At 73.1% G+C, this 24,578-nt stretch carries 26 protein-coding genes, 1 tRNA gene, 1 other RNA gene and 1 riboswitch; of the genes, 8 read left to right on the forward strand and 20 right to left on the reverse strand.

Translation table 11 applies throughout. The annotated features are described in order from the left end of the window. Positions 1-6 precede the first annotated feature (6 nt). Genes WAA21_RS08570 through ppk2 form a run of 4 tightly spaced genes read left to right on the forward strand, consistent with a single transcriptional unit; the run spans position 7 to position 4,664 of the window. Complete coding sequence (locus WAA21_RS08570; protein ID WP_336922364.1) at positions 7-2,112, forward strand: M3 family metallopeptidase; 2,106 nt, start codon at positions 7-9, stop codon at positions 2,110-2,112. 11 nt (positions 2,113-2,123) lie between these two features. Continuing rightward, positions 2,124-2,762: a GNAT family N-acetyltransferase gene (locus tag WAA21_RS08575; RefSeq protein ID WP_336922365.1), complete on the forward strand. Its 639-nt coding sequence runs from the start codon at positions 2,124-2,126 to the stop codon at positions 2,760-2,762. Positions 2,763-2,807: 45 nt separating this feature from the next. After that, a complete protein-coding gene (locus tag WAA21_RS08580; RefSeq protein ID WP_336922366.1) occupies positions 2,808-3,839 on the forward strand; it encodes a sodium:calcium antiporter in 1,032 nt (343 codons plus the stop codon). Positions 3,840-3,857: 18 nt separating this feature from the next. Further along, a complete protein-coding gene (gene ppk2 / locus WAA21_RS08585) occupies positions 3,858-4,664 on the forward strand; it encodes a polyphosphate kinase 2 (RefSeq protein WP_336922367.1) in 807 nt (268 codons plus the stop codon). Positions 4,665-4,668: 4 nt separating this feature from the next. Here ppk2 and WAA21_RS08590 read toward each other — a convergent pair whose 3' ends face one another. Together WAA21_RS08590 and WAA21_RS08595 are read right to left on the reverse strand one after the other, a co-directional pair. Continuing rightward, on the reverse strand, positions 4,669-5,043 hold the full coding sequence (locus WAA21_RS08590) for a type II toxin-antitoxin system VapC family toxin (RefSeq protein ID WP_336922368.1): 375 nt from the start codon (positions 5,041-5,043) through the stop codon (positions 4,669-4,671). Continuing rightward, positions 5,040-5,267: a type II toxin-antitoxin system Phd/YefM family antitoxin gene (locus tag WAA21_RS08595; RefSeq protein ID WP_336922369.1), complete on the reverse strand. Its 228-nt coding sequence runs from the start codon at positions 5,265-5,267 to the stop codon at positions 5,040-5,042. Before WAA21_RS08595 ends, WAA21_RS08590 begins: the two co-directional genes overlap by 4 nt. 259 nt (positions 5,268-5,526) lie before the next feature. On the opposite strand from WAA21_RS08595, the gene WAA21_RS08600 reads away from it, so the two are divergent. Next, entirely contained in the window at positions 5,527-6,360 is an 834-nt protein-coding gene (locus WAA21_RS08600) for a hypothetical protein (RefSeq protein WP_336922370.1), read from the forward strand. Positions 6,361-6,443: 83 nt separating this feature from the next. After that, a complete protein-coding gene (locus tag WAA21_RS08605; protein WP_336922371.1) occupies positions 6,444-6,812 on the forward strand; it encodes a hypothetical protein in 369 nt (122 codons plus the stop codon). A 684-nt stretch (positions 6,813-7,496) separates the two neighbouring features. Here the strand turns inward: WAA21_RS08605 and WAA21_RS08610 are convergent. From WAA21_RS08610 to WAA21_RS08650, 9 genes are all read right to left on the reverse strand, one after another. Next, on the reverse strand, positions 7,497-11,036 hold the full coding sequence (locus tag WAA21_RS08610; RefSeq protein ID WP_336922372.1) for a phage tail tape measure protein: 3,540 nt from the start codon (positions 11,034-11,036) through the stop codon (positions 7,497-7,499). Beyond that, a complete protein-coding gene (locus WAA21_RS08615; RefSeq protein ID WP_336922373.1) occupies positions 11,037-11,294 on the reverse strand; it encodes a hypothetical protein in 258 nt (85 codons plus the stop codon). Continuing rightward, positions 11,291-11,539, reverse strand: a complete 249-nt coding sequence (locus WAA21_RS08620; RefSeq protein WP_336922374.1) for a hypothetical protein — start codon at positions 11,537-11,539, stop codon at positions 11,291-11,293. The genes WAA21_RS08615 and WAA21_RS08620 overlap by 4 nt, the downstream gene beginning before the upstream one ends. Next, positions 11,526-11,897 (reverse strand): P27 family phage terminase small subunit, encoded by a 372-nt coding sequence (locus tag WAA21_RS08625; RefSeq protein ID WP_336922375.1) that lies wholly within the window; start codon positions 11,895-11,897, stop codon positions 11,526-11,528. Before WAA21_RS08625 ends, WAA21_RS08620 begins: the two co-directional genes overlap by 14 nt. Before the next feature lie 261 nt (positions 11,898-12,158). Continuing rightward, on the reverse strand, positions 12,159-13,229 hold the full coding sequence (locus WAA21_RS08630; RefSeq protein WP_336922376.1) for a hypothetical protein: 1,071 nt from the start codon (positions 13,227-13,229) through the stop codon (positions 12,159-12,161). Positions 13,230-13,392: 163 nt separating this feature from the next. Further along, positions 13,393-13,617, reverse strand: a complete 225-nt coding sequence (locus WAA21_RS08635) for a WhiB family transcriptional regulator (RefSeq protein WP_336922377.1) — start codon at positions 13,615-13,617, stop codon at positions 13,393-13,395. A gap of 65 nt (positions 13,618-13,682) precedes the next feature. Next, positions 13,683-14,804 carry a DUF3631 domain-containing protein gene (locus WAA21_RS08640; protein ID WP_336922378.1) on the reverse strand — a complete coding sequence of 374 codons (1,122 nt, stop codon included), beginning with the start codon at positions 14,802-14,804 and terminating at the stop codon, positions 13,683-13,685. A gap of 23 nt (positions 14,805-14,827) precedes the next feature. Next, the gene (locus WAA21_RS08645) at positions 14,828-15,085 is read right to left on the reverse strand and encodes a hypothetical protein (protein WP_336922379.1); all 258 of its coding nucleotides are present in this window, start codon (positions 15,083-15,085) and stop codon (positions 14,828-14,830) included. 325 nt (positions 15,086-15,410) lie between these two features. Further along, positions 15,411-15,614, reverse strand: coding sequence for a helix-turn-helix transcriptional regulator (locus WAA21_RS08650; RefSeq protein WP_336922380.1), 204 nt, complete (start codon positions 15,612-15,614; stop codon positions 15,411-15,413). A 337-nt stretch (positions 15,615-15,951) separates the two neighbouring features. On the opposite strand from WAA21_RS08650, the gene WAA21_RS08655 reads away from it, so the two are divergent. Continuing rightward, a complete protein-coding gene (locus WAA21_RS08655; protein ID WP_336922381.1) occupies positions 15,952-16,299 on the forward strand; it encodes a hypothetical protein in 348 nt (115 codons plus the stop codon). Positions 16,300-16,303: 4 nt separating this feature from the next. Next, positions 16,304-17,419, forward strand: coding sequence for a tyrosine-type recombinase/integrase (locus WAA21_RS08660; protein ID WP_336922382.1), 1,116 nt, complete (start codon positions 16,304-16,306; stop codon positions 17,417-17,419). A 24-nt stretch (positions 17,420-17,443) separates the two neighbouring features. On the opposite strand, the gene rnpB is transcribed toward WAA21_RS08660, so the two are convergent. The 9 genes from rnpB to WAA21_RS08705 all read right to left on the reverse strand — a co-directional run bounded on the left by rnpB (position 17,444) and on the right by WAA21_RS08705 (position 24,426). Beyond that, an RNA gene (gene rnpB / locus WAA21_RS08665) (RNase P RNA component class A) lies at positions 17,444-17,820 on the reverse strand. An 81-nt stretch (positions 17,821-17,901) separates the two neighbouring features. Beyond that, entirely contained in the window at positions 17,902-19,566 is a 1,665-nt protein-coding gene (locus tag WAA21_RS08670) for an alpha/beta hydrolase domain-containing protein (protein WP_336922383.1), read from the reverse strand. 161 nt (positions 19,567-19,727) lie between these two features. Beyond that, a complete protein-coding gene (locus WAA21_RS08675; RefSeq protein ID WP_336922384.1) occupies positions 19,728-20,042 on the reverse strand; it encodes a DMT family transporter in 315 nt (104 codons plus the stop codon). A 10-nt stretch (positions 20,043-20,052) separates the two neighbouring features. Then, a riboswitch (guanidine-III (ykkC-III) riboswitch) is annotated at positions 20,053-20,116 on the reverse strand. 76 nt (positions 20,117-20,192) lie between these two features. Then, a complete protein-coding gene (locus WAA21_RS08680; protein WP_336922385.1) occupies positions 20,193-21,413 on the reverse strand; it encodes a bifunctional RNase H/acid phosphatase in 1,221 nt (406 codons plus the stop codon). Then, positions 21,410-22,228 (reverse strand): zinc ribbon domain-containing protein, encoded by an 819-nt coding sequence (locus tag WAA21_RS08685; RefSeq protein WP_336922386.1) that lies wholly within the window; start codon positions 22,226-22,228, stop codon positions 21,410-21,412. The genes WAA21_RS08680 and WAA21_RS08685 overlap by 4 nt, the downstream gene beginning before the upstream one ends. Beyond that, entirely contained in the window at positions 22,210-23,340 is a 1,131-nt protein-coding gene (locus tag WAA21_RS08690) for a Nif3-like dinuclear metal center hexameric protein (RefSeq protein WP_336922387.1), read from the reverse strand. Before WAA21_RS08690 ends, WAA21_RS08685 begins: the two co-directional genes overlap by 19 nt. A gap of 62 nt (positions 23,341-23,402) precedes the next feature. Then, positions 23,403-23,476: transfer RNA gene (locus tag WAA21_RS08695), tRNA-Val, on the reverse strand. Between the two features lie 24 nt (positions 23,477-23,500). Continuing rightward, positions 23,501-24,004, reverse strand: a complete 504-nt coding sequence (locus tag WAA21_RS08700; protein ID WP_336922388.1) for a peroxiredoxin — start codon at positions 24,002-24,004, stop codon at positions 23,501-23,503. Next, complete coding sequence (locus tag WAA21_RS08705) at positions 24,001-24,426, reverse strand: DUF3052 domain-containing protein (RefSeq protein ID WP_336922389.1); 426 nt, start codon at positions 24,424-24,426, stop codon at positions 24,001-24,003. Before WAA21_RS08705 ends, WAA21_RS08700 begins: the two co-directional genes overlap by 4 nt. Between the last annotated feature and the right edge of the window lie 152 nt (positions 24,427-24,578).

Here is a 24,578-nt window from a genome sequence, read left to right on the forward strand (position 1 = left end):
GGGGCGGTGACCGACAGCGCCAGCCGCACCCCCGTCCCGGCCGACGGCCAGCCGCACGCCCTGCCCGCCGACAACCCGTTCGCCGCACCGAGCCCGCTGCCCTACGGCCTGCCGCCGTTCGACGTCATCCGCCCCGAGCACATGGCCCCGGCGCTCGAGGCGGGCATGGCCGAGCAGCGAGCGCAGTGGGAGGCCGTCGCGACCGACCCGGCGCCGCCGTCGTTCGCGAACACCGTCGAGGCGCTGGAGCGCAGCGGCGCGCTGCTCGACCGCACCCGGGCCGTCGTCTCCGCGCTGTCGAGCGCGCACGCCACCCCCGAGGTGCGCGCCGTCGACGAGCAGTTCGCCTCGCGCCTGTCCGAGCACCACGACGCGCTCGTGCTGGACGCCCGCCTGTGGCAGCGGCTGCGCACCGTCCACGCCGCGCGCGGCACCGCCGGGCTCGCACCGGAGCAGCACCGGCTCGTCGAGCGCTACCACCTCGACTTCGAACGCGCCGGGGCCGGGCTGGAGGAGGCGTCGAAGCAGCGGCTGCGCGCGCTCAACACCGAGCTGGCGACCCTCGCCCAGCGCTTCAAGACCCTCGTGCAGGACGCGTCGAACGACGCCGCCGTCCACGTCACGGACGAGGCACGGCTCGCCGGCCTCGGCGAGGCCGGGCGCGCCTCCGCCCGCCTCGCCGCGCGGGAGCGCGGCCTGGACGGCTGGCTGCTCACGCTCGTGCTGCCGACCCCGCAGCCGGCGCTCGCGGTCCTGGAGGACCGCGGGCTGCGTCGCGAGCTGCTCGAGGCGGCGACGGGTCGCGGCCTCTCCGGCGACACCGACACCCGACCCGTCCTCACGCGGATGGCGGCGCTGCGGGCCGAGCGGGCCGCGCTGCTCGGCGCGGACAGCCACGCCCGTCACGTGCTCGCCGACCAGACCGCCGGCTCCCCCGAGGCCGTCGAGCAGGTGCTGCTGGGCATGACCGGCCCCGCGGCGCGCAACGCCGCGGCGGAGGCCGCCGAGCTGGAGGCCGCCATGGCCGCCGCGGGCGCCGAGGGACCGCTGGAGGCGTGGGACCACGCGTTCTGGACCGAGCGCGTGCGCCGGGAGCGCTTCCGCGTCGACGCCGACGACCTGCGTCCCTACCTGGAGCTGGACCGGGTGCTGCGCGACGGCGTGCTCCGCGCGGCCACCGACCTGTACGGGGTGCGCTTCACCGAGCGCCCCGACCTGCCCGGCTACCACCCGGACGTGCGCGTGTTCGAGGTGCACGACACCGACGGCAGCGGTCTGGGCCTGTTCGTGTGCGACTGGTTCGCGCGCGACACCAAGCGCGGCGGGGCGTGGATGACGACCTTCGTCGACCAGTCCGACCTGCTGGGCGAGCGCCCCGTCGTGACGGTGTGCCTCAACGTGCCCCGCCCGCCCGACGGGCAGCCGGCGCTGCTGAGCCCCGGCGAGGTGGACACGGCCTTCCACGAGTTCGGCCACGCACTGCACGGGCTGTTCTCCGCCGTCACCTACCCGCGCTTCTCCGGCACGTCGGTGCCGCGCGACTTCGTGGAGTTCCCCTCGCAGGTCAACGAGATGTGGGCGTGGCACCCGGAGGTGCTGCCGCACTACGCGGTGCACCACGAGACGGGCGAGCCCCTGCCTGCGGACCTGGTGGCCCGGCTGCAGAACGCGCTCGGCTACGGCGAGGGCTTCCGCACCACCGAGTACCTCGCGGCCACGGTGCTCGACCTCGCGTGGCACTCGCTGCCGGCGGGCGAGCAGGTGGCGGCGGCGGACGTCGAGCGCTTCGAGGCCGACGTGCTCGCCCGGTACGGCCTGGACGTGCCGAGCGTGCCGCCGCGCTACCGCTCGACGTACTTCGCGCACGTGTTCGCGGGCGGCTACAGCGCCGGCTACTACGGCTACATCTGGAGCGAGGTGCTCGACGCCGAGCTCGTCGACTGGTTCGGCGAGAACGGCGGCCTCGTCCGCGCGCTCGGCGACCGGTTCCGCGAGGAGCTGCTGTCGCGCGGCGGGTCGGTCGACCCGATGGCCGCCTTCGAGTCGCTGCGTGGTCGCCCGCCCGCCCCGGAGCCGCTGCTGCGCCGGCGCGGCCTGCTGCCCGCCGCCTGAGCGCGCGCGGCATGGGCTTCGAGCCGTTCGGCGACACGCGTCCCGCCGACACGCCCTGGCCGTCGCTGGTGTGGCCGGTGCCGGCGGGCACCGTGCTCGGCGACGGCCGGGTCGAGCTCTCGGCGCTCGACCCGGACCGCGACGCCGCGGAGCTGCACGCCGCGCTCGACGACGACCGCGTGTGGCGGCACCTCGCCGGGCGCGCGGCCGACCCCGCAGGGCTCGCCGCGGTCCTGCGCGAGCGCCGGGACCACCTGGGCTGGCACCAGTGGTGCGTCCGCTCGGCGGTCACCGGGCAGGTGCTCGGCACCACGTCCTACCTGGAGGTGTCCGTGCCCGACGCGCGTCTGGAGGTCGGCGCCACCGCCTACGCCCCGGCCGTCTGGGGCACGGCGGTCAACCCGGCGTGCAAGCTGCTCGTGCTCGGCCACGCCTTCGAGGTGCTGCGCGCGGGGCGCGTGCAGCTGAAGACGGACGTGCGCAACGAGCGGTCCCAGCGCGCGATCGAGCGGCTCGGCGCCCGTCCCGAGGGGCTCCTGCGGCGCTACCAGCGGCGCGCCGACGGCACGGTGCGTGACACCGCACTCTTCTCCGTGACCGCAGAGGAGTGGCCCGCCGTCCGGGAGGGCCTGCGCCGCCGTCTCGCCTGAGCGCGGCCGTGTGCGGCCCGGCGCCGCGGACGGCAGGGTGCCAGGGTGCAGCTGCTGACCTCCGGTGCCCCGTGGCCTCTCCTGCCGAGCATCGTCGGTCTCGTCGTCGCGGCGGTCGTCATCGTCGTCACCGGCACGCGCATCACCGCGGTCGCCGACGAGATCGCCGACCGGACCGGCGTCGGGGAGGCGCTCGCGGGGGCGGTGCTGCTGGGGGCGGTGACGAGCCTGCCCGGGCTCACGACCATCGCGGTCGGCGGGCTCGCGGGCGACGCGCAGTTCGCCTTCGCCAACCCCATCGGCGGCATCCTCATCCAGACGGTGTGGCTCGCGATCGCCGACCTCTACTACCGCAGGGTCAACCTCGAGCACGCCGCGGCCTCCAGCGAGAACATCATGCAGGCGCTCGTGCTCGTGGGGCTCCTCACGCTGCCGGTCATCGCCTTCTCGACCCCCGAGGTCGCCGTCCTCGGCGTCCACCCGACGACCTTCGCCATCCCCCTGCTGTACGTGGGCGGGCTCGTGCTCGTGCGCGAGCAGCGCAACGACCCGATGTGGGAGCCGGTCCAGACCGACGAGACGGTCCGCGACGAGCCGCAGGAGGGCACCGACCAGAGCAACCGGCGCCTCGCGATGTCATTCGTCGTGCTCGCGGCGAGCATGGCCGTCGCGGGCTGGGTCGTCGGTCGGGCCGGGCTCGGGGTGGTGGAGGCGACCGGCGCCTCCGGCAGCCTCGTCGGCTCGACCGTCACCACGGCGGTGTCGTCGATGCCGGAGCTCGTCACGCTCATCGCCGCGGTGCGGATGCGCGCCCTCGCGCTCGGGGTCGGCGACATCGTCGGCGGCAACGTGTTCGACGCCCTGCAGGTCGCCGTCGCCGACGCCTTCTACCGGGACGGCTCGCTGTACGCCGACGTCGGCCCGACGGGGCTGCTGCTCACCGCGGCGGGGCTGCTCATGAGCGTCCTGCTCGCCGCGGGTCTGCTGCTGCGCGGCCGGCGCGGCATCGGCTTCGAGGGGGTCGGCATCCCGCTGGTGTGGGTCGCGGCGATCGTCGGCGTCGCGGTCCTGCAGTAGCCCTCGCTAGCCTCGGGCATGCCCGACGCCGCGCGTGTCCCGAAGAAGCGGTACGAGAAGGAGCTCCTGCGCCTGCAGGCGGAGCTCGTCACGATGCAGGAGTGGGTGCGCGCGACCGGTGAGCGGCTCGTCGTGGTGTTCGAGGGACGCGACGCCGCCGGCAAGGGCAGCACCATCAAGCGGGTCACGCAGTACCTCAACCCGCGGGTCGCGCGCATCGTGGCGCTGCCCGCGCCGACGGAGCGCCAGCGCGGTCAGTGGTACTTCCAGCGCTACGTCGAGCACCTGCCCGCGGCCGGGGAGGTCGTGCTCTTCGACCGGTCCTGGTACAACCGCGCCGGCGTCGAGCGGGTCATGGGGTTCTGCACGCCGGAAGAGCACCGGCGCTTCCTCCACCAGTGCCCCATCTTCGAGCGCCTGCTCGTGGAGGACGGGATCATGCTGCGCAAGTACTGGTTCTCCGTCAGCGACGGCGAGCAGGAGGCGCGCTTCCGCTCGCGCCTGGAGGACCCCATGCGCCGCTGGAAGCTGTCGCCGATGGACCTGGAGTCGATCAGCCGCTGGGAGGACTACTCCCGGGCCAAGGACGAGATGATGGTCCACACGGACATCCCCGAGGCGCCCTGGTGGGTGGTCGACAGCGACGACAAGCGCCGGGCGCGGCTCAACATGATCGCGCACCTGCTGTCGACGGTGCCGTACGACGCGAGCGCCGCTCCCCCGCCGCTCGTGCTGCCGGAGCGGCCGCCGTCGCGCGGGTACGAGCGCCCGCCCCGCGACACGCAGAACTACGTGCCGGACCACGCGGCGACGCTGCTGGCGTGAGGAGTCACGCCAGCAGCGTCGGCACCTCGTAGGCGGGCAGCCGACGATCACGTGTGACCAGCACCAACCCCTCGATCGCCGCCTGGGCGACGAGCATTCGGTCGAAGGGGTCACGGTGGTGATGGGGAAGACCGGCGACGGCACGCACGTGCTCCGGCTCGACGCCCAGCAGGGCGAAGCCCATGGCGACGGCGGCGTCACCGGGGTCCTCCGGCGGAGACAGGCGACCGAGCCCCTGCTCGATGGCGATCTCCCACAGCGAGGCCATGCTCACGAGGACGTCGTTGGCCGGGTCCGCGAGCGCCGTCCGCGCGCTGCTCTCGACCGGTTCGTCCGTGAGCAGCCACAGCAGCACGTGCGTGTCGAGGAGGTACCTCACTGCTCGTCGAAGTGCTCGGTGAGGTCGTCCTCCCACCCGTCACGGAACACCTCTGCGGCACGCCACCGCCCGAACACGCGGGGAGCCGTCCTGTCCGGTACGGCCACGAGCCGCGCCCGAGGTCGCCCGTTCTTGGCGATGACTATGTCCTCGCCGGCCGCCGCGCGCTCGACGAGGTCCGACAGCCGCGTCTTGGCCTCGTAGAGGTTGACCTGCGTGCTCACCGGACAAGGGTGCGACCTCTTGACCAGGTTGGTCAAGCAGGGGCGCCGTCAGCGGGTTGGGGACGAGCCGGCCTGTAAGCCGGGGACAGTTCCCGCAGTTCTCTGACCTGCCCGATCAGCGCTCGCTTCCGCTCTGACCTGCACTTATGCCGTTGGTCAGCGTTGAGTGCCGTTGGTCGCAAACGATGATCCTGCGGACTATCTGCGGACTGACCGCGGACCGCACAGCGTCACACCAGACCCGTGGAAGGGACCAACCATGAACGTAAACACCACAACCGCCGAACCGCTCGTCGTCACCGACGGCGCGCCGGACGACCTGACCATCGACGACGACACCCTGACGGTCGAGCAGATCGCCGAGCTGCCCGACGTGCAGCAGGTCGTCGTCGTGCGTGACCCGTCCCGGCCGGCAGGCCTGCACTCCGGCACGGTCGAGGGCTGGCGTCGGGTCGCGGTGCTGCGGGTGCCGGACCAGGCGACCGCCGACCGGCTCCTCGTGGGGCTCGCAAACGACGGCGGGGTCCTCGTGCCCCGGCCGCTGCTGGGGTGCCCGTCGTGGTGCGACCGCACGCCGGGCCACGGCTGGGACGACATCCTGTACGGCGAGGGCGAGGGCGGCGCGCTCGTCGTGGAGCGCACTCACGAGGGGAGGGTGCTCGCCGAGCCGTGGGCGCGGGTCGAGCTGCACCGGACCGACCGCTGGGAGGTCGCGCAGCAGCCGCAAGAGCGGGTGCTGTACGGCTCGCGAGTGCTGGTGACCGACATCGGCCTCGACGGGCAGGGCTACCTTCACGACCCGGCCCACATCGAGCACCTGGGTGCCGCCGTGTCCGAGGCGTCGCGGCTGCTGGCGCAGGGCCGCGAGCACGGCGACCCGCTGCCAGGCCCCGGCAACGAGGGTCCGCGGCTCGGCGAGCGTGTCGTCGTCGACGAGAGGGTGCCGTCCGGCTACGTCGCGGTGAGCGACGTCGGGGGCCGCCCGGTGGCTGTGGTGTCGGGTCGGGACTCGCGTCCCACGCACGCGCGCCTGTTGCGGGCGGCCGGTTGGGAGCCCGGCGAGGACGGGTGGGGGCCGGCCCGGCAGGAGTAGCGTCCGGCGCACCCTTCCCTGCCAAACGGCACGAACCGCCCCGTTCGCCAGACAGGCGAGCGGGGCGGTTCTAGGTTTCGGGGATGCAAGCTGACTCGCGGTTCTCTATCCGCGTTACCAAGATCGAATCAAGGTCCGAGATCGCCGAGCTGGCAAAGTTCGCGAGCCTCGCCCGCTACGACTTCGAGCTGACGCCCCCGCTCGCCGACAGTGATGTCGTCACCTTCTCCGCCAAGTTCGTGACTCCTGCCGACGAGGACCACACGCGAGGACTCGTGCACGACCTCACGCGACTCGTCGCGCTCGAGTCGATGACTTCCGGCCGCGCAGTGCAGGACGTTGTGGCCCAGCTCGTGGACAATCTCAAGCGGTGGGATGCGCCGCTGGATCGGCCCTTCTCTGACGGTCCGGGCATCGGCGAAGCCGATGGGCCTGCAGCTGGGGCCTCTTGACGCCCCCTATGGACGCATTTTTTCGAGAACTTCGAGCCACTAGCACAGTCGGACTGCAGTACCTCGGCTTATGCATGACGTTGACCGTTCCGGACATCTGCGGCGCCCTAACCGCCACGAACGGGAGAGCCAGTAAGGACCGGTACATCAGGTGGGTTGAGGAACGTCTCCATGGTTATGCCGATTGGGCAAGCGACCTATACAGCTTCCGTTGCTCACTGTTGCATCAAGGGAAGGCAATGCCCATGCACGGCCCACGCCTGCTCTTCGTCGAACGAGACGTGGCTAAGGGGTACGGCCACTTCCATATGATCACAATCGAGCAAGACGCTGGCAAGCCTGCGGCGCGGATAGTTGACGTGCCTCTGTTCATCGAAGATATGTGCAATGCCGCGGAGGTGTGGCTTTCCGAGGTACGTGACACCGAGCCCTTCGTGACGAACTACACCACCTTTGCGCGTCGGCACCCCGAGGGCGTGCCGCCATTCGTTGTCGGGGGTCCCGTTTTTGGCTAAATCTAGCCAACGATGAACTCCACCACGCCGCCCGTCACCCGCACACCCTGCACAACCCCCTCCCGAGTCTCGTCGTCGAAGAGCACGCAGACGGGCATGGAGGGTGGCAGTGCAGACAGGACAGTTAGGACCCAGGCGACCGTCCCCTGACGCTCAAGGTCATCTCGACTCATAGACCAACACCCCAAGCCGCACCCAGCGCCGCGATCTCACGCTCAGCGCGCAGTGCCTCCCTCACGACCCGGCCGGCCAGCTCGGTGCCGTCAGTCTGGACGTTCACGTTGCGGTTGATCGTCACCGCCCCGCCCACACCAACGGCGGTCGCCGGGGTGGTCGGGATGACCGTCTCCGGCTTGCCCGTGCCGTTGTAGGTGAAGCCCGGCAGCAGCGGGCCACCCGCGTCCCGTACGTGCGGGTTGAGGAGGCTTCCGCGCTCCGGCACGACACCGCCCCGAGCGAGACCAAGGTGCAGGTGGTCGTCGTGGTCGGTCCGGCCGCCGATCTCCCGGTAGTAGACCTGCCGGAAGCTCGCCATCTTGAGGACCGTCGGAAGGATGCCGCGGACGAAGGCGTTCTCGATCGAGTTCGCCCCGCCCGGGCCGTAGTTCACGTCGATGGCGCGGTTTCGGTAGTGCAGCGACGTCGGGGAGTGCGCGCCAGGGGTGACACCACCGAACGCGGGATGCCCCGAGACGCGAGCACCCTTGGACTGCAGCCACTTGCCGATCGACACGAGGTCGCCGCCGGCCGGGACGTTCGCCGCGAGCCACTTCGTCACCGCCGCGTAGGCGGCGCCCATCGTGGCCTGCGCGCCCGTGCTCAGTGGCGTGCGGAACGGGTCGGTGGAGTACGGCTTCGGGACGCTGCTCGCGGTGGTGAAGCCACCCGCGATGACCCCGCCCGTCGCGTACGCCTCGTACACCTCGGGGATGGGCCGCCCGGACCGCGCGGCGGCGTTGGCCCGGGCCACATAGTCCGTGCCGACGGCCTTCGTCCACTCCGGGCGCATGACGGCCTCACCGCCGGACAGGTCCAGCCGGCCGCCCGTCGCGCTGTAGAACTGATGCACGTCCCGGCCAGGTGACCAGCCCGGCATGACACCGCCCGTGGCGTAGCCGTTGGCCCGCTTGGTGTCGTCAAACCGGATAGGCGTCTTGCCGACCGCGGACAGCACCGGGTTGACGCCGGACACGAGGGCAATCCCGTACTTGTCGGCGATGCGGCGGACCTCTTCCGCGCCGATGCCCAGCTCCTCGGCGATGCCCTCAGCGGTGTTCTTGGCGCCCTTGCGGCCCAGGCGCTCCATGACCTCGAGCTCGGCGACAACACCCTCACGGCCGAACTGTGCGTCGGCGATGAGCAGGTCGGCCATGCGCTGGAACTCGGCGTCGGTGGCGTCGGCCATGTCGGCGGTGATCTGTGCGCCCTCGGCGCCCATGTCGGCGAGGATGCCGGCGACCTCGAGGCCGCCGCGCTCGGTGACGGTGACGAGGTTCGCGCGCCACTGCTCCTGGTCGGCGATCTGCTGCTCGAGCATGTCGGCGTACTCGGTGAGGGTGAGGCTGACGCCCTCGTAGTAGTCCTGCCATGAGTCCTCGGCGTCCTCGGTCGCGGCGGCTGTCGCCTCGGCGGCCTGCCGCTCGGCCTCCTCCTTATCGGCGAGGAGCTGCTGGTAGGCGCTCAGCGGCTCGACGAACGCCTCGGCGATGCCGGCCATGCTGCGTCGCCACTCCTCGAGGCGGTCTGCCGCGGTGTCGGCCTGCTCGCCGGAGTCCGCGATGGCGCCCGTCATGGGGTCGATCGCGCCAGCCGCGCCCGCGGCGGCCTCGGTCATGGCGTCGATGCCGCCGCGAGCCTCGTAGTACTCGGCGGCGGCCTTGCTGACGGTGCCGGCGGCGACCTCCTCGGCGGCGGCCAGGCGGCGGGTCTGCTCCTGCGCGTCGCCGAGGGCAGCGGACTGCTGACCGAGGACGTCCCGCAGCCGCTCAAGGTCAGCCTCAGTCTGGTTGTTCATGCCGGAGGTCGCCATCTGCGCCTCATTCAGCGCGGCGTTGGCCTCCGACATGCGGTTGATCCGCTCGGTGACGTCCTCGTACGCCTGGCCGCCCTCGGTGATGGCGGTGACGAGGTCGGACGTGCTGACGCCGAGCCGTTCGGCGGCCTCGAGCGCCCCGCGGTCCTCCAACGCCTTGGCGGCGACGGTGCGGGAGGCGTCGGTGACCGCGCCAGTTAGCTCGTCGAGGCTGCTGGCGTAGTCGTCCACGGCCTGCTTCTGGTCGACCCAGGAGTCGATGAGGACGTACCCGACGGTGCTCAGTCCGGCCAGCGCGAGACCGATAGGCCCGGCCGCACGCCCGGCAGCCCGCAGACCGCCAGCGGCGGCGTGACCCGCGGGACCCATCTTGGCGAGGCTCACGACGCCGGCCTCGAGCCGCGGAATGGTGATGAGCAGCCCGCCGCCGAGCAGCCCGACCCCGGCCGTGACGAGGCCCACGGCGGTGACGGCCTGCTGGGCGCCGTCGGGCATGTCCCCGAAAACGTTCACGAGGGTGGTGGCGTCCTGCGTGGCCTCGCGCAGCGGGCCGTTGCTGGCCTCGCCGAGACCGATGAGGGAGGTCTCCACGGAGCCCAGGAACTCCTCGGCGTCCCCGCGCAGGTTGTCCATCTTGGCGGCGGCCTGCTCGGCGGCGAACCCCTGGTCGTCCACGGCGCGGGTCCACGTGGCGATGCCCTCAGCGCCCTGCTGGTAGATCACTGACGCGGCACGAACGGCGTCCGAGCCGAAGATGGTCGCCAGAGCACTGTTGCGCTGCTCCGGCGTCAGGTCGGCCAGGGAGTCGCGCAGGTTGCCCGCGAACGCCTCGAGCCCGACGAACTCCCCGCCAGCGTCGTAGGCGCTGATGCCGAGCTCGTTCATCAGGTCTCGGGCCTCGGCGCTCTGCGGGGTGAGGCGCTGCAGCATGCTCTTGAACGACGTGCCCGCGTCGGAACCGAGCAGCCCGGCGGACGCGAAGGCGGTCAGCGCGCCGGTCGTCTCCTCGATCGTGAGGCCGGTCTGTTCGGCGACGAGGCCGGACTGCCCGAGCGCCTGCCCGAGGTCGGACACGTCGCCCTGCGCCTTGCCGGCGCCCGCGGCGAGCAGGTCCGCCACGTGCGTGACGTCCTGCCCCTCGAGCTTGAACTGCGTGAGGGCGGTGGCGGCGATGCCGGCGGCGTCGGCGACCTCGAGCCCACCAGCCGACGCCAGGGCGAGGGCGCCGTCGAGCCCACCGTCGAGGATGTCCGCGGCCGAGACACCGGCCTTGCTCAGTTCGGTGATGCCCGCGGCGGCCTCCGTCGCGCTGAACGCGGTGTCGGCGCCGGCCTGGATGGCGGCCTCGCGGAGGTCGTCCAGCGTCTTCCCGGTCGCGCCGGTCGCGGCACGCACCTGCGACATCTCGGCGTCGAAACGGGAGAACGCGACCGCAGTGGCAGTCAGGCCGGCGCCGGCCGCGAGGCCCACGCCCAGGAACGCCTTGCCGGTGTCGGTCCACGCCTTCTCGTTGTCGTGCGCGTGCTGCGCCAGCCGGGACATAGCACCGCGAGAGCGCTTCTCGGCGTCCTCGGTCTTCTTGCCGACGTCCTCGGTGGACTTCTCGGCGGTCCGCATCGCGCGGACGTACTCGCTGACGTTCGCCATCAGGCGGATGAGCACGGTCCTGTCGGCCATCTACTTGTCCTCTCCTCGGAAGGCGGCCTCAGCACGCCTCAACTTGTTGGCGTGCGGTGCGGGGGTGGCCGCGTACCGCAGCTCGTCCAGCAGGACCGCCATGGCCTCCATGAGCCCGCAGGCGGCATCGCCGTCGTACGTCTCGGCGACGCGCCGGCCCATGTCGCGCAACGCGCCGGCCATGACGGACTTCTCGCGCTGCGACAGGCCCGCGGCGGCGCGCACCACGGCCCGGCCGGCGTCGTCCACGGCGCTCATGCGGTGCCTCGGCTCGTTCGGGCTCGGTCGAGGGCGCCGGACCAGCCCGGGCTGCGCTGCAGGATCGCGTAGACCTGGGGCCAGTCGCCCGGGTCGACCCCGTGCTCGGCGAGCCATGCGGCGCGGGCGCGCATCCGGTCGGCGTAGGCCCCCGGGGACTCCTGCACGCCACGCGGCGCGCAGAGGTGGGCCGGGAGGACGAGGAGCCCGCCTGCGGGTGTCGTGACGGTTCTACGCCGTGCCACGGGCCGCACCTCCCCAGCGGGCGGCGTGCCCTCGTCGTGAGCGGGCACGCATCGGGCTGACGACCCCGCCGTCCTCGTCGGGCAGGTCGAGCTGCGACAGCAGCCGGCCCAGCGCGAGGCGGTGCTGGCGGACCTCGGCGAGGGCGGGGTGCACGCGCGGTTGTCCGGTGCTGCCGCGGACGGTCGTGCCGTCCTGCTCAACCGAACGGCGCAACGCGTCGATCTCGTCGAGCAGTCGGCAGCACTCCGCCAGCAGCTCGGCCTCGGCGTCGCTGAGGTCGAACGTGCCGAGCGTCGTCGCCCAGAACCGCCGGCCACGAGCCCCGAGGGCCGCCGGGGCGCGGCGTGGGGCGCTCACGGGGCCACCCCGGGAAACCGGGCGCAGGCAGGTCGCGGGCTGCGAGCGACCTCACCAGCGGTTCGAAGTGATGGGGTCGCTTGGCCCCCTCGCCCGGGGTGGTGGGCGCGACCGGCCGGCGCAGCCGAGGTCTCGGCGGTGCGAGAGCTCACGCTCGCTCGGCTTCGTGTCCGTGGTCCACGGTCCCCGTCGTGCGTGCCGTGGGCGGTGACGTTGACGCCGGTCCGGTCGCGGGTGCTCATGGTGGTGTCCTTCCGTCGCTCAGCGGTGGGAGTGGAAGCGCTCGCGCCAGGCGGCGGCGCGAGCCTCGAGGCTGCGGGCGAGGCGCTGCGGTGCCCCGGGGTCTTCGGGGTTGGCGAACTCCTCGCGCCAGTGCCGGGCGCCTGCGCGGCTGCGGTGGGTGTTGGCGTCGCGCGCGTACTGCTCGACGGCGCCGTTGGTCGCCTGCACCTGCGCGGGCGTGGCGACCCGCGGCAGCGCCTCGGGGTGCTGGGCCTGCCAGAGCATCGCCTCGAGTGACAGCCAGTCCTCGGGCCACGGCGCCGGGCGTGCGGGTCGAACGGTCCCGTCTGCGTCCTCGACCTTCAATCCGTAGCGGTGCGCCACGAGGTCGGGCCACGCGGCGAGCGGGTCGCCGAGGTACAGCGTGGCCTGCCGGAGGTCAGCGCCGGTCGTGTCGGCCGCCTTGTACAGCTGCTGGCCGCTGACTCGCACGCGGCGGTACTCCTCGTGCAGGCGGGCCAGGTGCTGCCACTGCTCGACCTTGCCGTGAGAGATGGCCGCCTCGGCGTCACTGACACCGGCGAGGCTCCGGGTCGCTTCGCTCACTCGCTCGAGGACGTCGGTGAGCTGGGCGTCGACGTAGCCGAACAGGACCCCCGACTCGATCGCGTCGCGCAGCGCCTGACCGACTGCACTGGACAGGGTGGAGCGCTGGCGGGTGACGGCGGCCACGACCGCGGTGCGGGCCTCGTACTCCGCGATCTTCGCCCGGGCGGCGCTGACAAGCGCCTCGACGTCGACCGGGCGCCCGGACGCGATGGCCTCCTGCACCACCTCGTCGGACGCGACGACGACCGGGTCCACGCCTCCGGCGCCGAGGCCGGGCTGCCGCGGTCCGAGGGCTACGAGGGCGGCAGCGGCGGCCTGGTAGTCCCCCACGCCCGCGAGTGCGTCGGCGACGGGCGTGTCGGTCTGGGCGTAGAACGTCCGCAGGGTGGGGTCCTGGCCGTGGAAGTCCAGGGCGGCCCGCAGCTCGGTGGGGTTCACCGGACGCCGCTGCGTGCGTCGCCGGCTGGTGCTGCTCGTGGCGGGCTCGGTCGTCGTGGTCATGGGCGGGTCTCCTGCTCTGTCTGGCGCCGGAGGGCGGCGAGTCGCTTGCGGGCGGTACGGGATCGGTTACGGCGGCGCATGCGGGCGCGGTGTCGGTGGCGGGGCCACTGCCCGCCATCGCGGCGGACGTAGCCGGCCGGGGGCACGAACAGGTCGAGGTCGCTCACGCGCTCCTCCTCGTGGTGGCGGGCTGAGCCGTGCGGTCGCGGCCGCCCCACACGCCGGCCCGCTCGCGGTTGGTCGCGGCGTACTCGTGGCAGGCGGCGGTGTGGGGGCAGTAGCCGCACGCCTCAGCGGCCTGCTGGCGGTCCTCGTGGTCCTCGCTCGTCCAGAGGTCTGCGTCGGTGCCCTGGCACGGCGGGCGGTGGTCCTGGCACGCGTCGAGCAAGGCAGCGAGCAGAGGCACGGCAGCGGGACGGAGGCCCAGACCGCCCGCGGGGCTGGGGGCGCGGCTCACGCGGCCTCACCACCGAAGAGGTCGTACGGCGGGTCCTCGGTTTCGCTGGTTTCGCTGGTTTCGCTGTCCTCGGGGGGCGGAGGGAGGTAGCGGGACCAGGCGTCCTCGAAGTCCTCTCGGCGGTAGCCCTTGCGGTTGATCGCCTTGATCTGGTGGCTACCGATGTCGTACTTCCGGAGACGTTGGGCTAGCCCTCGTCCGTCGAGGCTCTTGCCTCTCAGGTCGTCCCAGGGACTCTCCTCAAGGGCGTGAAGAGCGCTCAGCAGCTCGTCGGTGCCCATCCAGTCGGCGTCCTGCTCGGTGAAGACACCGCGGAGGTCTCGGAGCAGTCGGACGTTGAGGCTGACTGCCTCTCCGTCCCCCCGGGACTGCGAAACCAGCGAAACCGCCGAAACCCTGGCGCGCTCCGGCCAGTCCCCGCCGGCCGCGTCGGCGACCGCGAGCAGCGCCTCCCATACGTCTGCGGCGCGGTCCTCGATGCCCGTGGGCATGTCGGGCCAGGCGTCGGTCAGCGACGGGGTCTTGGCCTGCATCCAGGCCGCCAGCCGCAACTGAAGGTCGGTCCCGGTCTGCGCGTGCAGCCGGTGCCGGAACGGTTCGACCCGCTCGCCCGGTGCCCGGCGCCTCATGCGGATGACGACCGAGCGGGACATGATCGTGTCAGGCAGGTCGTCTAGGCCGGCCATCGCGACGGGGGCGTAGGCGGGGAAGGTGTCGACCTCCACGGCCTTGCCCTTGACCACGCAACGGTGGGCCTGCGCGCCGCGACGGTGCCCGGCGTTGATGAACCCGCGCAGGTCCTCGTGGTCCTTCGCGGCTCGAGGACCGAAGATCGTGTCGGCCTCGTCGAGCAGGATGGTCGGCACCCCGTCGTCGCCGCTGACGAGTCGGAACAGGGCCGCGGTCGAGCTGTTGAGGCTGAACAGGGCGCGGGGCACCAGGAGCTCGAGCACCTCCAGCACGCGGGTCTTTCCCGACCCCGGCTCAGGGCTCAGCACCGCCAGGCGGGGGGTCGACTCAAAGGCGCTGAGGGCGTGGACGTGCGCGGCCCACAAAGTCACCGCGGTGGCGCACTCGGGCGAGGGGAAGGCGACAAAGCGACGCAGGTACGTCTCCACGTCGGTCAGGAGGTCTGCACCATTCACGCGACCACCTCGGCCCGACGCCAGGAGTACGCGACCTCGGCCGCGATCTGTGCCGCAGTCTTCGGGGCCGGCTTGTGCGCGTAGGACCGCGCATCGGCCACCGCGGACCGCTGCCGGGCGAGGTAATCCTCTAGCCACTGCGGACTCGGCAGGGGCGCCACGGTGACACCGGACACCGCGCAGGCGTCCGCGTAGCCGTCGAGCCATCCCCAGCGGTACAGCGGCTCGGAACGGACCTCGTCGGGGGTGTCCACGGCGGTTGCCTCGCCGAAGGTGCGCGGGTACGTCACTGGCGCACCTCCCGCGGCGAAGCGGCAGACCAACAGCAGACGGTGGGACCAGCCGCCGCCGCGCGGATAACCTCGGCGCCGGCCCAGCCACAGCCGTCCTGCGCCGCGCACAGCTCGCGCAGGTGGTCGCGCTCGAGGTCGTGGGGGACGACCACCAGGCCGCTGCGTGCGTCCACAACCGAATGGCGGTCGTCGCGCGTAAGGTAAGGATTGACGTAGCCGCTCGCCCGCTGTTCCGTCCTCGACGCCTCACGGTCGGTCCCCGTGGGGCGTCGGTCGTTGCCGGGCATCAGGCAGGCACCGCCGCCTCGGCGCGCTCTCGCTCGATCAGCCAGGCGTCTACTGCCTCGCGGCGGTACAGCCGACGCTTGCCGAGCCTGACGCTTGGCGGGGCCACGCCCCGGTGCACCCAGTAGTGAAGCGTCGCCTCAGGGATGCGCAGGTGCTCGGCAACCTCCGGCGTCGTCATGATCTCCGGCTCATCTGCGGCCATCTCGACTCCCGTTCGCGTCGGTCGCTGCGGGTTGCCCCACAGTTGGTGTTGACAGCGTGCCTTGCCAGTTGGCAAGGTGTCCTCGTCAGGGGTCGTCGATGTGTTGGCGAGGTTGATGGGGTTGCCAGAGCGTGAAGTGACGTGGCGTTGGTCGAGCAACTTCGTGCAGCTCGGCGGTGGCGACACCTTCGTGCCAGATTCGGCTCACCTTGTTGGCCGCGCCCTCGACGGCTCGCCGGACCTAGAGGCGCGCTTCGAGGTACGTCAGGGCGTCCCGGAGTGCGTGGACTTCCGCCTTCGCGCACAGCCCGGCGGTCGGGCAGTGAGGAGCTCAGACTTGCGGCTCTTCAACCTTCATGGCTTCACGCTGAACGCCTTCATGCCCGCCGCGAGGCGACGTAGCCGCGAGCACAACGGCACAGCCGCCCCACCCGAGCGGGGAACCCCGGAGTGGCACGCGGCCTGGTCTGACTTCGACCGCGCGCAACATGCCGCAAAGACGCGAGACCGTTCGGACGAGCTCGCCGAGGTCGCTCGGGTCTACCGCGCCAATGTCACCGGCAACCCGACTGCCGAGGTTGAGCGGGAGATGCACTACACCCGGCGTACCGCGGCTCGCCGGGTACAAGAGGCCCGCAAAGCCGGCCTTCTGCCACCCACGACTCCGGGCAAGAAGAAGGGGTGACCGCATGAGCAGCATCGCCAAGCGCCCGGACGGCCGGTGGCGCGCTCGCTATCGCGGCCCCGACGGCAGGGAGCGCGCCCGGCACTTCGACCGCAAGGTCGACGCCACACGTTGGCTCGACGAGGCCACGGCGGGCATCGTCACGGGGCAGTGGGTCGATCCCCGCGCCGGCCGCCAGACGTTCCGGCAGTACGCCGAGCAGTGGCGCGCGGCGCAGGTGCACCGGCCCTCGAGCGCGGCCCACGTCGAGACCATGCTGCGGCGCCACGTTTACCCGGTCCTCGGCGACCTGCCGCTGTCCTCCGTCGTGCCGAGCACGGTGCAGGCGTGGGTCAAGGGCCTGGTGCTGGCGCCGAGCACGGTGCAGGTGGTCCACGGCATCGTGGCCGGAGTCTTCCGCGCGGCTGTGCGGGACCGACGCATCGCGTCCAATCCGTGCGAGGGCACGCGCCTGCCCAAGCGCGAGCGGCACCGCGTCGACCCGCTGACTGTCGAGCAGGTCGCCGCGCTTGCCGAGGCAGCCGCACCGCAGTGGCGTGCGTGCGTCGTCCTCGGAGCGGGTGCAGGGCTGCGCAACGGTGAGGCGCTGGGACTGACGGTCGACCGGGTCGACTTCCTGCGTCGCTCGCTGCTGGTCGACCGCCAACTCGTCACAGTGCCGGGTACTCCACCGCGGCTCGGCCCGCCCAAGACGGCCGCCAGCGTGCGCACCGTGCCGCTGCCCTCAGTCGTCCTCGACGAGCTCGCCCGGCACGTCGAGCGCCACGGCACCGGACCTGACGGGCTGCTCTTTGTCGGCGCGCAGCGGCAGGCAATGACCCGCACCGCGTTCGGCAACCTCTGGCGTCCGCTCGTGGCCCGTTCAGGGCTGCCGGACGGCACGAGGTTCCACGACCTTCGCCACCACTACGCCTCACTGCTCATCCGTCACGGGGAGAGCGTCAAGACGGTCCAGGCACGGCTCGGGCACGCCTCGGCGGCCGAGACGTTGGACACCTACAGCCACCTCTGGCCGGACAGCGACGACCGGACACGAGACGCCGTACAGGGCGCCCTCGGTGCGGCCCTGGCCGGAGATCTTGCGGACCAGGCGCGGACTAGGGAGGTGGTGCAGACCTGAAAGCGCAGGTCAGGTGCCGTTTAGGGGACGAGCCGGCCTGTAAGCCGGGTTCTGTACCGGTGCTCGCGCACCGGCGGCGACCATCCATCTAGGACCGCCGTCGCCGACGGTCTCGTGCGGTCTACCCGGACGCTCGGGCGGGCCGCCCTCGGACGCGTCCTGTCTGACCTTGCTCCAGGTGGGGTTTGCCTAGCCGCACCGGTCACCCGGCACGCTGGTGGTCTCTTGCACCACCCTTTCACCCTTACCGCCGTCCCGGTCTCCCGGTCCGGCGGCGGTCTTCTCTCTGTGGCACTGTCCCGCGGGTCACCCCGGGTGGGCGTTACCCACCACCTCGCCCTGCGGAGCCCGGACTTTCCTCGGCGGGCCCGGAGGCCCGACGCGGTCGCCCGGCCGGCTCGTCCGGCGCCAGCGTAGTGCGCCGCGGACGGGGGACGGGCCGCTGTCGGTCGGCCCGTCCCCCCTTTCCTCGGCTCGCGGGGTCAGTCCGCGAGGTCGATGACGCCCCGCACCGCGGCGGTCGAGCGGGCGATGGTCGCGATCGCGTCGTCGTCGCCGCGCAGCTGCTTCTCGGCGATGACGTCGGCCTGGCGCATCCACCGGCCGGCGGCCCTGAGGTCGCCGGCGTCTGCGGCGTCCTGCGCGCGCCCGACCCGCTCGGTGAGCCGGTCAGCGGCGCGGGAGTCGAGGCGGCCGTCGGACACGCGGGCCCCGACCAGCTCGAGGACGTCGGTGTACCAGGCCGGGTCCTGGGCGAAGCCGTCGTGGAGGTACCCGGCCTCGACCGCGTCCGCCGTGGCGTCGACGACCATGTCGACGTAGTCCGCCTCCGACGGGTACCAGTCGGCGAGCGTCGCGTCGTCGACCGGGACCGAGCTGCCGTCGAGGAAGCAGAACCCGGGCCCGCTGTTGAGCCCGGAGTTCAGGCGGACCGGCACGTCCTGCTGAGCGAGCCGGATGCCGCCGAGACCGAGGCCCAGCTCGTCGCGCGCGACGGTCCCGCCGCTCAGCACGATCGGCTCCGCCGACGGCGGGGCGACACCGTCCGCGACCCAGGCCGCGACGTGGTCGTAGATCGTCGACTGGACCATGTGCTGCGGGATGCGCGAGCCCGACGGATTGTCGCACGTCTGCGGCGTGCCGGGGTAGCCACCGGGAGCGGTGCCGATGTCACGGATGCGAAGCCGGCCGTAGTCGGTGATGAGCTTCCAGTCCCCGTGCGAGGCGCCGGAGACCTCCCACGTGCGCAGCACGTCGCTGTCGGGCTGCCGCTGCGCGGCGCCGATGAGGTTGATGGCCACGTCCGTCTCGCTGTTGATCTTGAAGACGGGCGTGTCGAGGTCGGTCCGCATGAGGCCGCCACCGCCGTGCAGCACCACCGCGTCGACGACGTCGGCGAGCGGGTCGACGGAGTTGACGTAGCCGTGGAGGCGACCCGCGGACTGCGAGTGTCCGGTGGCGACGACCCGCTCGGCCTCCAGCGGGCCGAGCGGCGCGGTCCCGGCCGGGTCGCGGACCGCCTGCACGGCCTGGGAGAAGATGTCCCACGACAGCGTGTCGTCCATGACGGTGCCGCCGTCGGTGACGTCGAGGTCGCCGTACCGCTCCGGGCTCCAGGCGCGCAGGCCTGTCGCGGAGTGGACGCCCGCACGCTGCGCCGAGACGCCGACCCACGCGTAGCCCTCACGGACGAGGTGCTCGTGGGTCTGGAACCAGTCGACCTCCTGGTCCCACTGGTTCGACACGTTGTACCACTCGGCGATCACGGTGCCGTTGAAGTCCTCGGCGTCCACGGGCCGCCGCACGGTGATCCGGGTCGTGTACTCGTGCCCGGTGCTCAGGACCGTGGCGTCGGTGGTGGCGTCGACGCGGTAGCGCGTCGCCTCTCCCGACACGAAGTACTCCTCCTCGACGTAGCCGTGGCCGGCGAGGTCGTAGTCGGTGGCGAGGAAGGTGTAGCCGTGGCCGGGGTCGCCGACCTCCGTGGTCCACGGCACCGGCCCGCTGACCTCGGGGTCGGGCACGGCGGCGGAGGCCGGGGCCGGGACGGCCAGCACGGCGAGGGTCGTGGCGGCCGCGGCGACGACGGCGGCGGCGGTGCGGGAACGTCCCGGTCTCGGGGTGCGGGGCGTCAGGGTCTGCTGCATCGGGGCACATCCTCGGTCGGCGGTGACGGTCGGACGGCCGGTCCCGGGGCATCGGTGAACGGGCCGGTCGGACCGTAGTGCCGAATCCGGACTTTTGTCGAGACATGCGACAAAAGATGGACACGAGTCCCAGGGCATCAGCGCACCCGACGCCGAGCGCGCTAGTGGACGACCTCGAGACCGACGACGCAGCCCACGATGCCGAGCAGCAGCAGGACCTTCACGACCGAGAACGCCTCCGCGCCGGTCGACATCGCCCAGCCGACCGTGAGGGCGGCGCCGATCCCGACCCACACCGCGTAGGCGGTGCCGACCGGCAGACCGCGCATGGCGAACGCGAGCCCGGCCATGCTGAACGCGAGAGCGGCCCCGAAGACGACGGTCGGACCGAGACGGGTGAAGCCCTCGGTGCGCGAGAGCGCGGTGGCCCAGACCGCCTCGAGGACGCCGGACGCGATGAGAACGAGCCAGTGCACGGGTGTCTCCTCTGTGCCGTCGTGTCGCTGGCCGGGTACGGCACCCTCGTCCGGAGACCTCGTGCGGTCCTGGTAGGACGTTCTCAAGGTGCCCGGGCCCCGGGCAAGCCCGGCGGCGGTGACCCTCGTCTCCGACCGACCGTCGGCGACTCAGAACAGGGTCGGTGCCGCGTCCGGCGGCACGTGCAGGCCGACGCCGTCGACCTCGGCCCCACCGTCCGGCCAGTGCCGGGTCGTCGTGAGGCTGCCGGGCGCGAACCGCAGCCGCCCCAGCGCCTGCTCGCCGGCGTCGAGCAGCCGGCGGACGACCGAGCGGATCGGCGTCATGTGGCACACGACCGCCACCGTGCCGCCCTCGTGCTCGCGCAGCAGGTCCGTGAGCGCGTCGGCGACCCGGGCCTCCAGGTCGCGCATGGACTCACCGCCCGGCGGGCGCACCCCCGGGTCGCCGAGCCACCGCCCGAACAGCTCGCCGTCGCCGCGGGCCGCGACCTCGGCGGCCGTGAGGCCGTCCCACGCGCCGAAGGCCATCTCCGCCCAGCGCTCGTCGACGCTCGGGCGCGGCCAGCCCAGCCGCTCGCGCAGGAGCTGCTCGGTCTGCACCGCCCGCAGCAGGGGCGAGGTGACGACGGCGTCGACGCGGAGCCCCGACAGGTACGGCACCGCGCCGACGGCGTCGAGCCGGCCGACGTCGGTGAGCGGCGCGTCGTCGCCTCGCACGCCGGAGAAGCGGCGCTCCTGCGTGAGCCGGGTCCGCCCGTGGCGCACGAGCAGCACCGTGGTCGCCGGACCGAGGTCCGGCTGGCTCGCGCCCTGCGGCACGGCCAGGTCGGGCGCGCTCCCGCCGCGGCCCGGCGAGGGGTCCGGCGCCGGGTCGACGGCGCCGACGGGGTCCGTCGGGTCGTCGGGCGAGGCCGGGTGCGGGTCGGCCGCGAGCGCGGCGATCGCGTCCTCGACGGGCCGCTCCCGGCCGTCCATCGCCTCGTTGGCGAGCCGGTCCGCGGCGGCGTTCTGCGCCCGCGGCACCCACGTGTACCGGACCCGGGAGCGGTCGAAGGCGGCGCTCGCCTGCGCGGCGATCCCGGCGAGCCGCCGGTCCTTGATCTTCCACCGGCCCGACATCTGCTCGACGACGAGCTTGGAGTCCATCCGGACCTCCACCGTCGCCGCCGGGTCGACGGCGTGCGCGAGCCTGAGCCCGGCCACCAGGCCCGAGTACTCCGCGACGTTGTTGGTCGTCCGCCCGCAGCGCTCCCCCGCCCGGGCGAGCACGTCGCCGTCCGCGTCGCGCACGAGCGCGCCGAAGCCCGCCGGTCCCGGGTTGCCGCGCGAGCCGCCGTCGGCCTCGACGACCAGCCGGCGCCCGCTCACGCCGTGGTGTCCGCGCGCACGAGGATGCGCTCGCACTCCGGGCAGCGCAGCAGCTCGTCGGCCGGCTTCGAGGTGAGGGCGTGCAGGTCCGACGGGGACAGCGGCATGCGGCAGCCGTCGCAGCGGCCCTCCACGAGCGGCGCGGCACCGCTCCCGAGGCGGTCGCGCAGCCGCTCGTACACCTTGACCACCTGCTCGGGCATGCCGGTCGCCGCGGCGCGGCGGTCGTCGCGCAGCGCCTCCTCCTGCGAGGCGAGGTCCGCGAGACGGCCATCGCGTGCGACGACGACGTCCGCCAGCTCGGCCTCGGTGCTCGCGAGCCGGGCCTCGGTGGCCTCCAGCAGCGTCGACTGCTCCTCGCGGCGCTCCATGACCTCCAGCTCGGCGTCCTCCAGGTCCGACTGCCGGCGCGCGAGCGACGTGAGCTCGTGCTGCAGCCCGACGAGGTCCTTGGAGCTGCCCTGGCCGGCCTCGAGGCGGGCGCGGTCGCGGTCGGCGCGCGCACGCACCGCCTGCACGTCGCCCTCGACGCGGGCCACCTCGCGGTCGAGGTCGGACACCTTGGTGCGCAGCAGCACGACGTCGTCGCGCAGCGTCCGCAGCAGCGCCTCCAGCTCCTGCGCGCGCGCCGCCTCGGGCAGCGTCGTCCGGGAGTGCGCGAGCTGGTCCAGGCGGGTGTCGAGCGCCTGCACCTCCAGGAGCCGCAGCTGGACGGTGGGGTCGACGGTCACCACGGTGTGCTCCTCGCTGTGCTGCTGTGGGTGGTGTGCGTGCGGCTCGACGCCGCGGGCGGTCGTCAGGCGCGCGACGTCCACGGGTCCGTCACGGTACGGGACACCGCCACGTCCAGGCGCTCCCCGGTCGGGTCGAGGGCCGCGAGCACCCGCTCGCGCGCCCCGATGAGGAACGGCCACTCGCTCGCCCAGTGCGGCACGTCGACCAGCCACGGCCCGCCGACCTCCATGGCGTCGGCGACGGGGTGGTGCCGCAGGTCGGCGGTGACGAGCACGTCGGCGCCGGCGGCGCGGGCCGCCCCGATGAGGGAGTCCCCCGCCCCGCCGCACACGGCGACGCGCTCCACCTGCGCGTGCACCGGTCCGGCGATGCGCACCCCGCCGTTGGTCCGCGGCAGGACGCGGGCGACGTGCTCGGCGAAGGCCTGCAGGCTCATCGCCGACGGCAGCTGTCCCACCCGGCCGAGCCCCTCGGCCCCCTCGGGCGGCACGGTCGTGAGCAGCTGGAACGCGGGCTCCTCGTAGGGGTGGCTCGCGCGCAGCGCCGCGACGACGGCCCGGGCGGCCGCGGCCGGCACCACGACCTCGAGCCGGTCCTCGGCGACCTCGCTGCGGCTCCCGACCTCGCCGGTGCTCGGCTGCGCACCGGGCTGCGGCTCGAAGGTGCCCGTCCCGCCGGACCACCAGCCGCAGCGCTCGTAGTCGCCGATGCGGCCCGCGCCGGCGGCGGCGAGGGCGTCGAGGACGCGGTCGCGGTGCTCGGCCGGCACCTGGGTGACGAGCAGGTGCACGGGCTCCCCGCCGCGCGGGCTCAGCGCGCTCAGGCCCTGCAGCCCGATGACGCGCGCCAGCGCGTCGCTCACGCCCGGCACGGCGGTGTCGGCGTTGGTGTGCGCGGTGAACAACGCGCACCCGCCGCGCACGAGCCGGTGCAGCAGGCGCCCGCGGAAGGAGTCGGTGCCGACCCCGTGCACGCCGCGCAGGAACAGCGGGTGGTGGGCCACGAGCGCCTGCACGCCGCTGTCGAGCGCCTCCGTCACCACGGCGTCGGTGACGTCGACGCTCAGCAGCACCGACGACACCTCGTCGTCGAGGTCACCGCACACCAGGCCGACGGCGTCCCAGTCCTCGGCGAGGTGCCGGGGGTAGGTGGCGTCGAGCACGGTGACGAGGTCGCGCAGGGTGACCGTCATGCGACCGGAGGCTAGTGCGTCACGGGGCGCCCGCGGCAGGGCGCCGGGCCGACGGCGCAGGGTGGGCCCGGCCGGGCTCGAACCGACGACACCCGCGGTGTAAGCGCGGTGCTCTGACCAACTGAGCTACAGGCCCTGCTGCCGGAAGGGTAACCGGGTCCTACAGCGCGGCGACGGCCTCGCGGTACGCGCCGAGGTCGCGGGCCGCACCCGGTCCCTGCACGACGGACCAGCGGAGGACGCCGTCGCCGTCCACGAGGAAGCTGCCGCGCGTCGCGAAGCCGAGCGTCGGCAGGAAGACGCCGTAGCGCGTCGCGACCTCGCCGTGCGGCCAGAAGTCGCTGAGCAGCGGGAAGCGGTAGCCCTCGGCGTCGCCCCAGGCGCGCAGCGCGTGGACGGGGTCGCACGAGACCCCGACGACCTGCACGCCCTCGTCGGTGAACGACGACAGGTCGTCGCGCAGCGCGCACAGCTCCCCGGTGCACGTGCCGGAGAACGCGAACGGGTAGAACACGAGCAGCACGGCCCGCGTGCCGTCGCCCAGCAGGTCGGGCAGGTCGATCGTCTGCCCGTGCTGGTCGGTGAGGGACAGCGCGGGAGCGGGCTCCCCGAGGCTCGGGACGGTCCCGGCGAGCGGCAGTCCGATGTCGGGACCGGCGCTCACCGCCGCCCCTTCGGGCTCGCCAGCCGCGTCCCCGACCAGTCGGGTGACGCGCTGATGCTCGAGGTCGCGTGCAGGCCGGCGGTCGGCGCGGACTCCTCGATGTCGCCCGGCTCGACGTGGTCCGGGCGGCCCGCCTTGGGCGTGAACAGCCACACGACCCCGCCGTCGCCGAGGTTGGTGAGCGCGTCGACGAGCGTGTCGACGAGGTCGCCGTCGCCGTCGCGGTACCAGACGAGGACGACGTCGGCGACCTCGATGGAGTCCTCGTCCTCGATGGGCTCGCCGGTCGCCTGCTCGACGGCGGCGCGCAGGTCCTCGTCGACGTCGTCGTCCCAGCCGTACTCCTGGACGACCTGGCCCGCGGTGACGCCCAGCCGCCGCGCCAGGTCCGTGTCCGCCGGTCGGTCGGCGGTGGCAGACATCTGGTTCGTGCTCCCTCGTCCACGGCCCCCAGGCCCCTGGTCCGGCGCGGGTCCGCGCCGGTCGATGTAGTCCACAGCACCTGCCACGACCCGCGCAAGCGAACCGGGCCGGACCGACCCCCGGACCCTCGTGTTGGACGGTGCTGCCCGAA

It is taken from the genome of Aquipuribacter sp. SD81, assembly GCF_037153975.1.
Taxonomy (GTDB): Bacteria; Actinomycetota; Actinomycetes; order Actinomycetales; family JBBAYJ01; genus Aquipuribacter.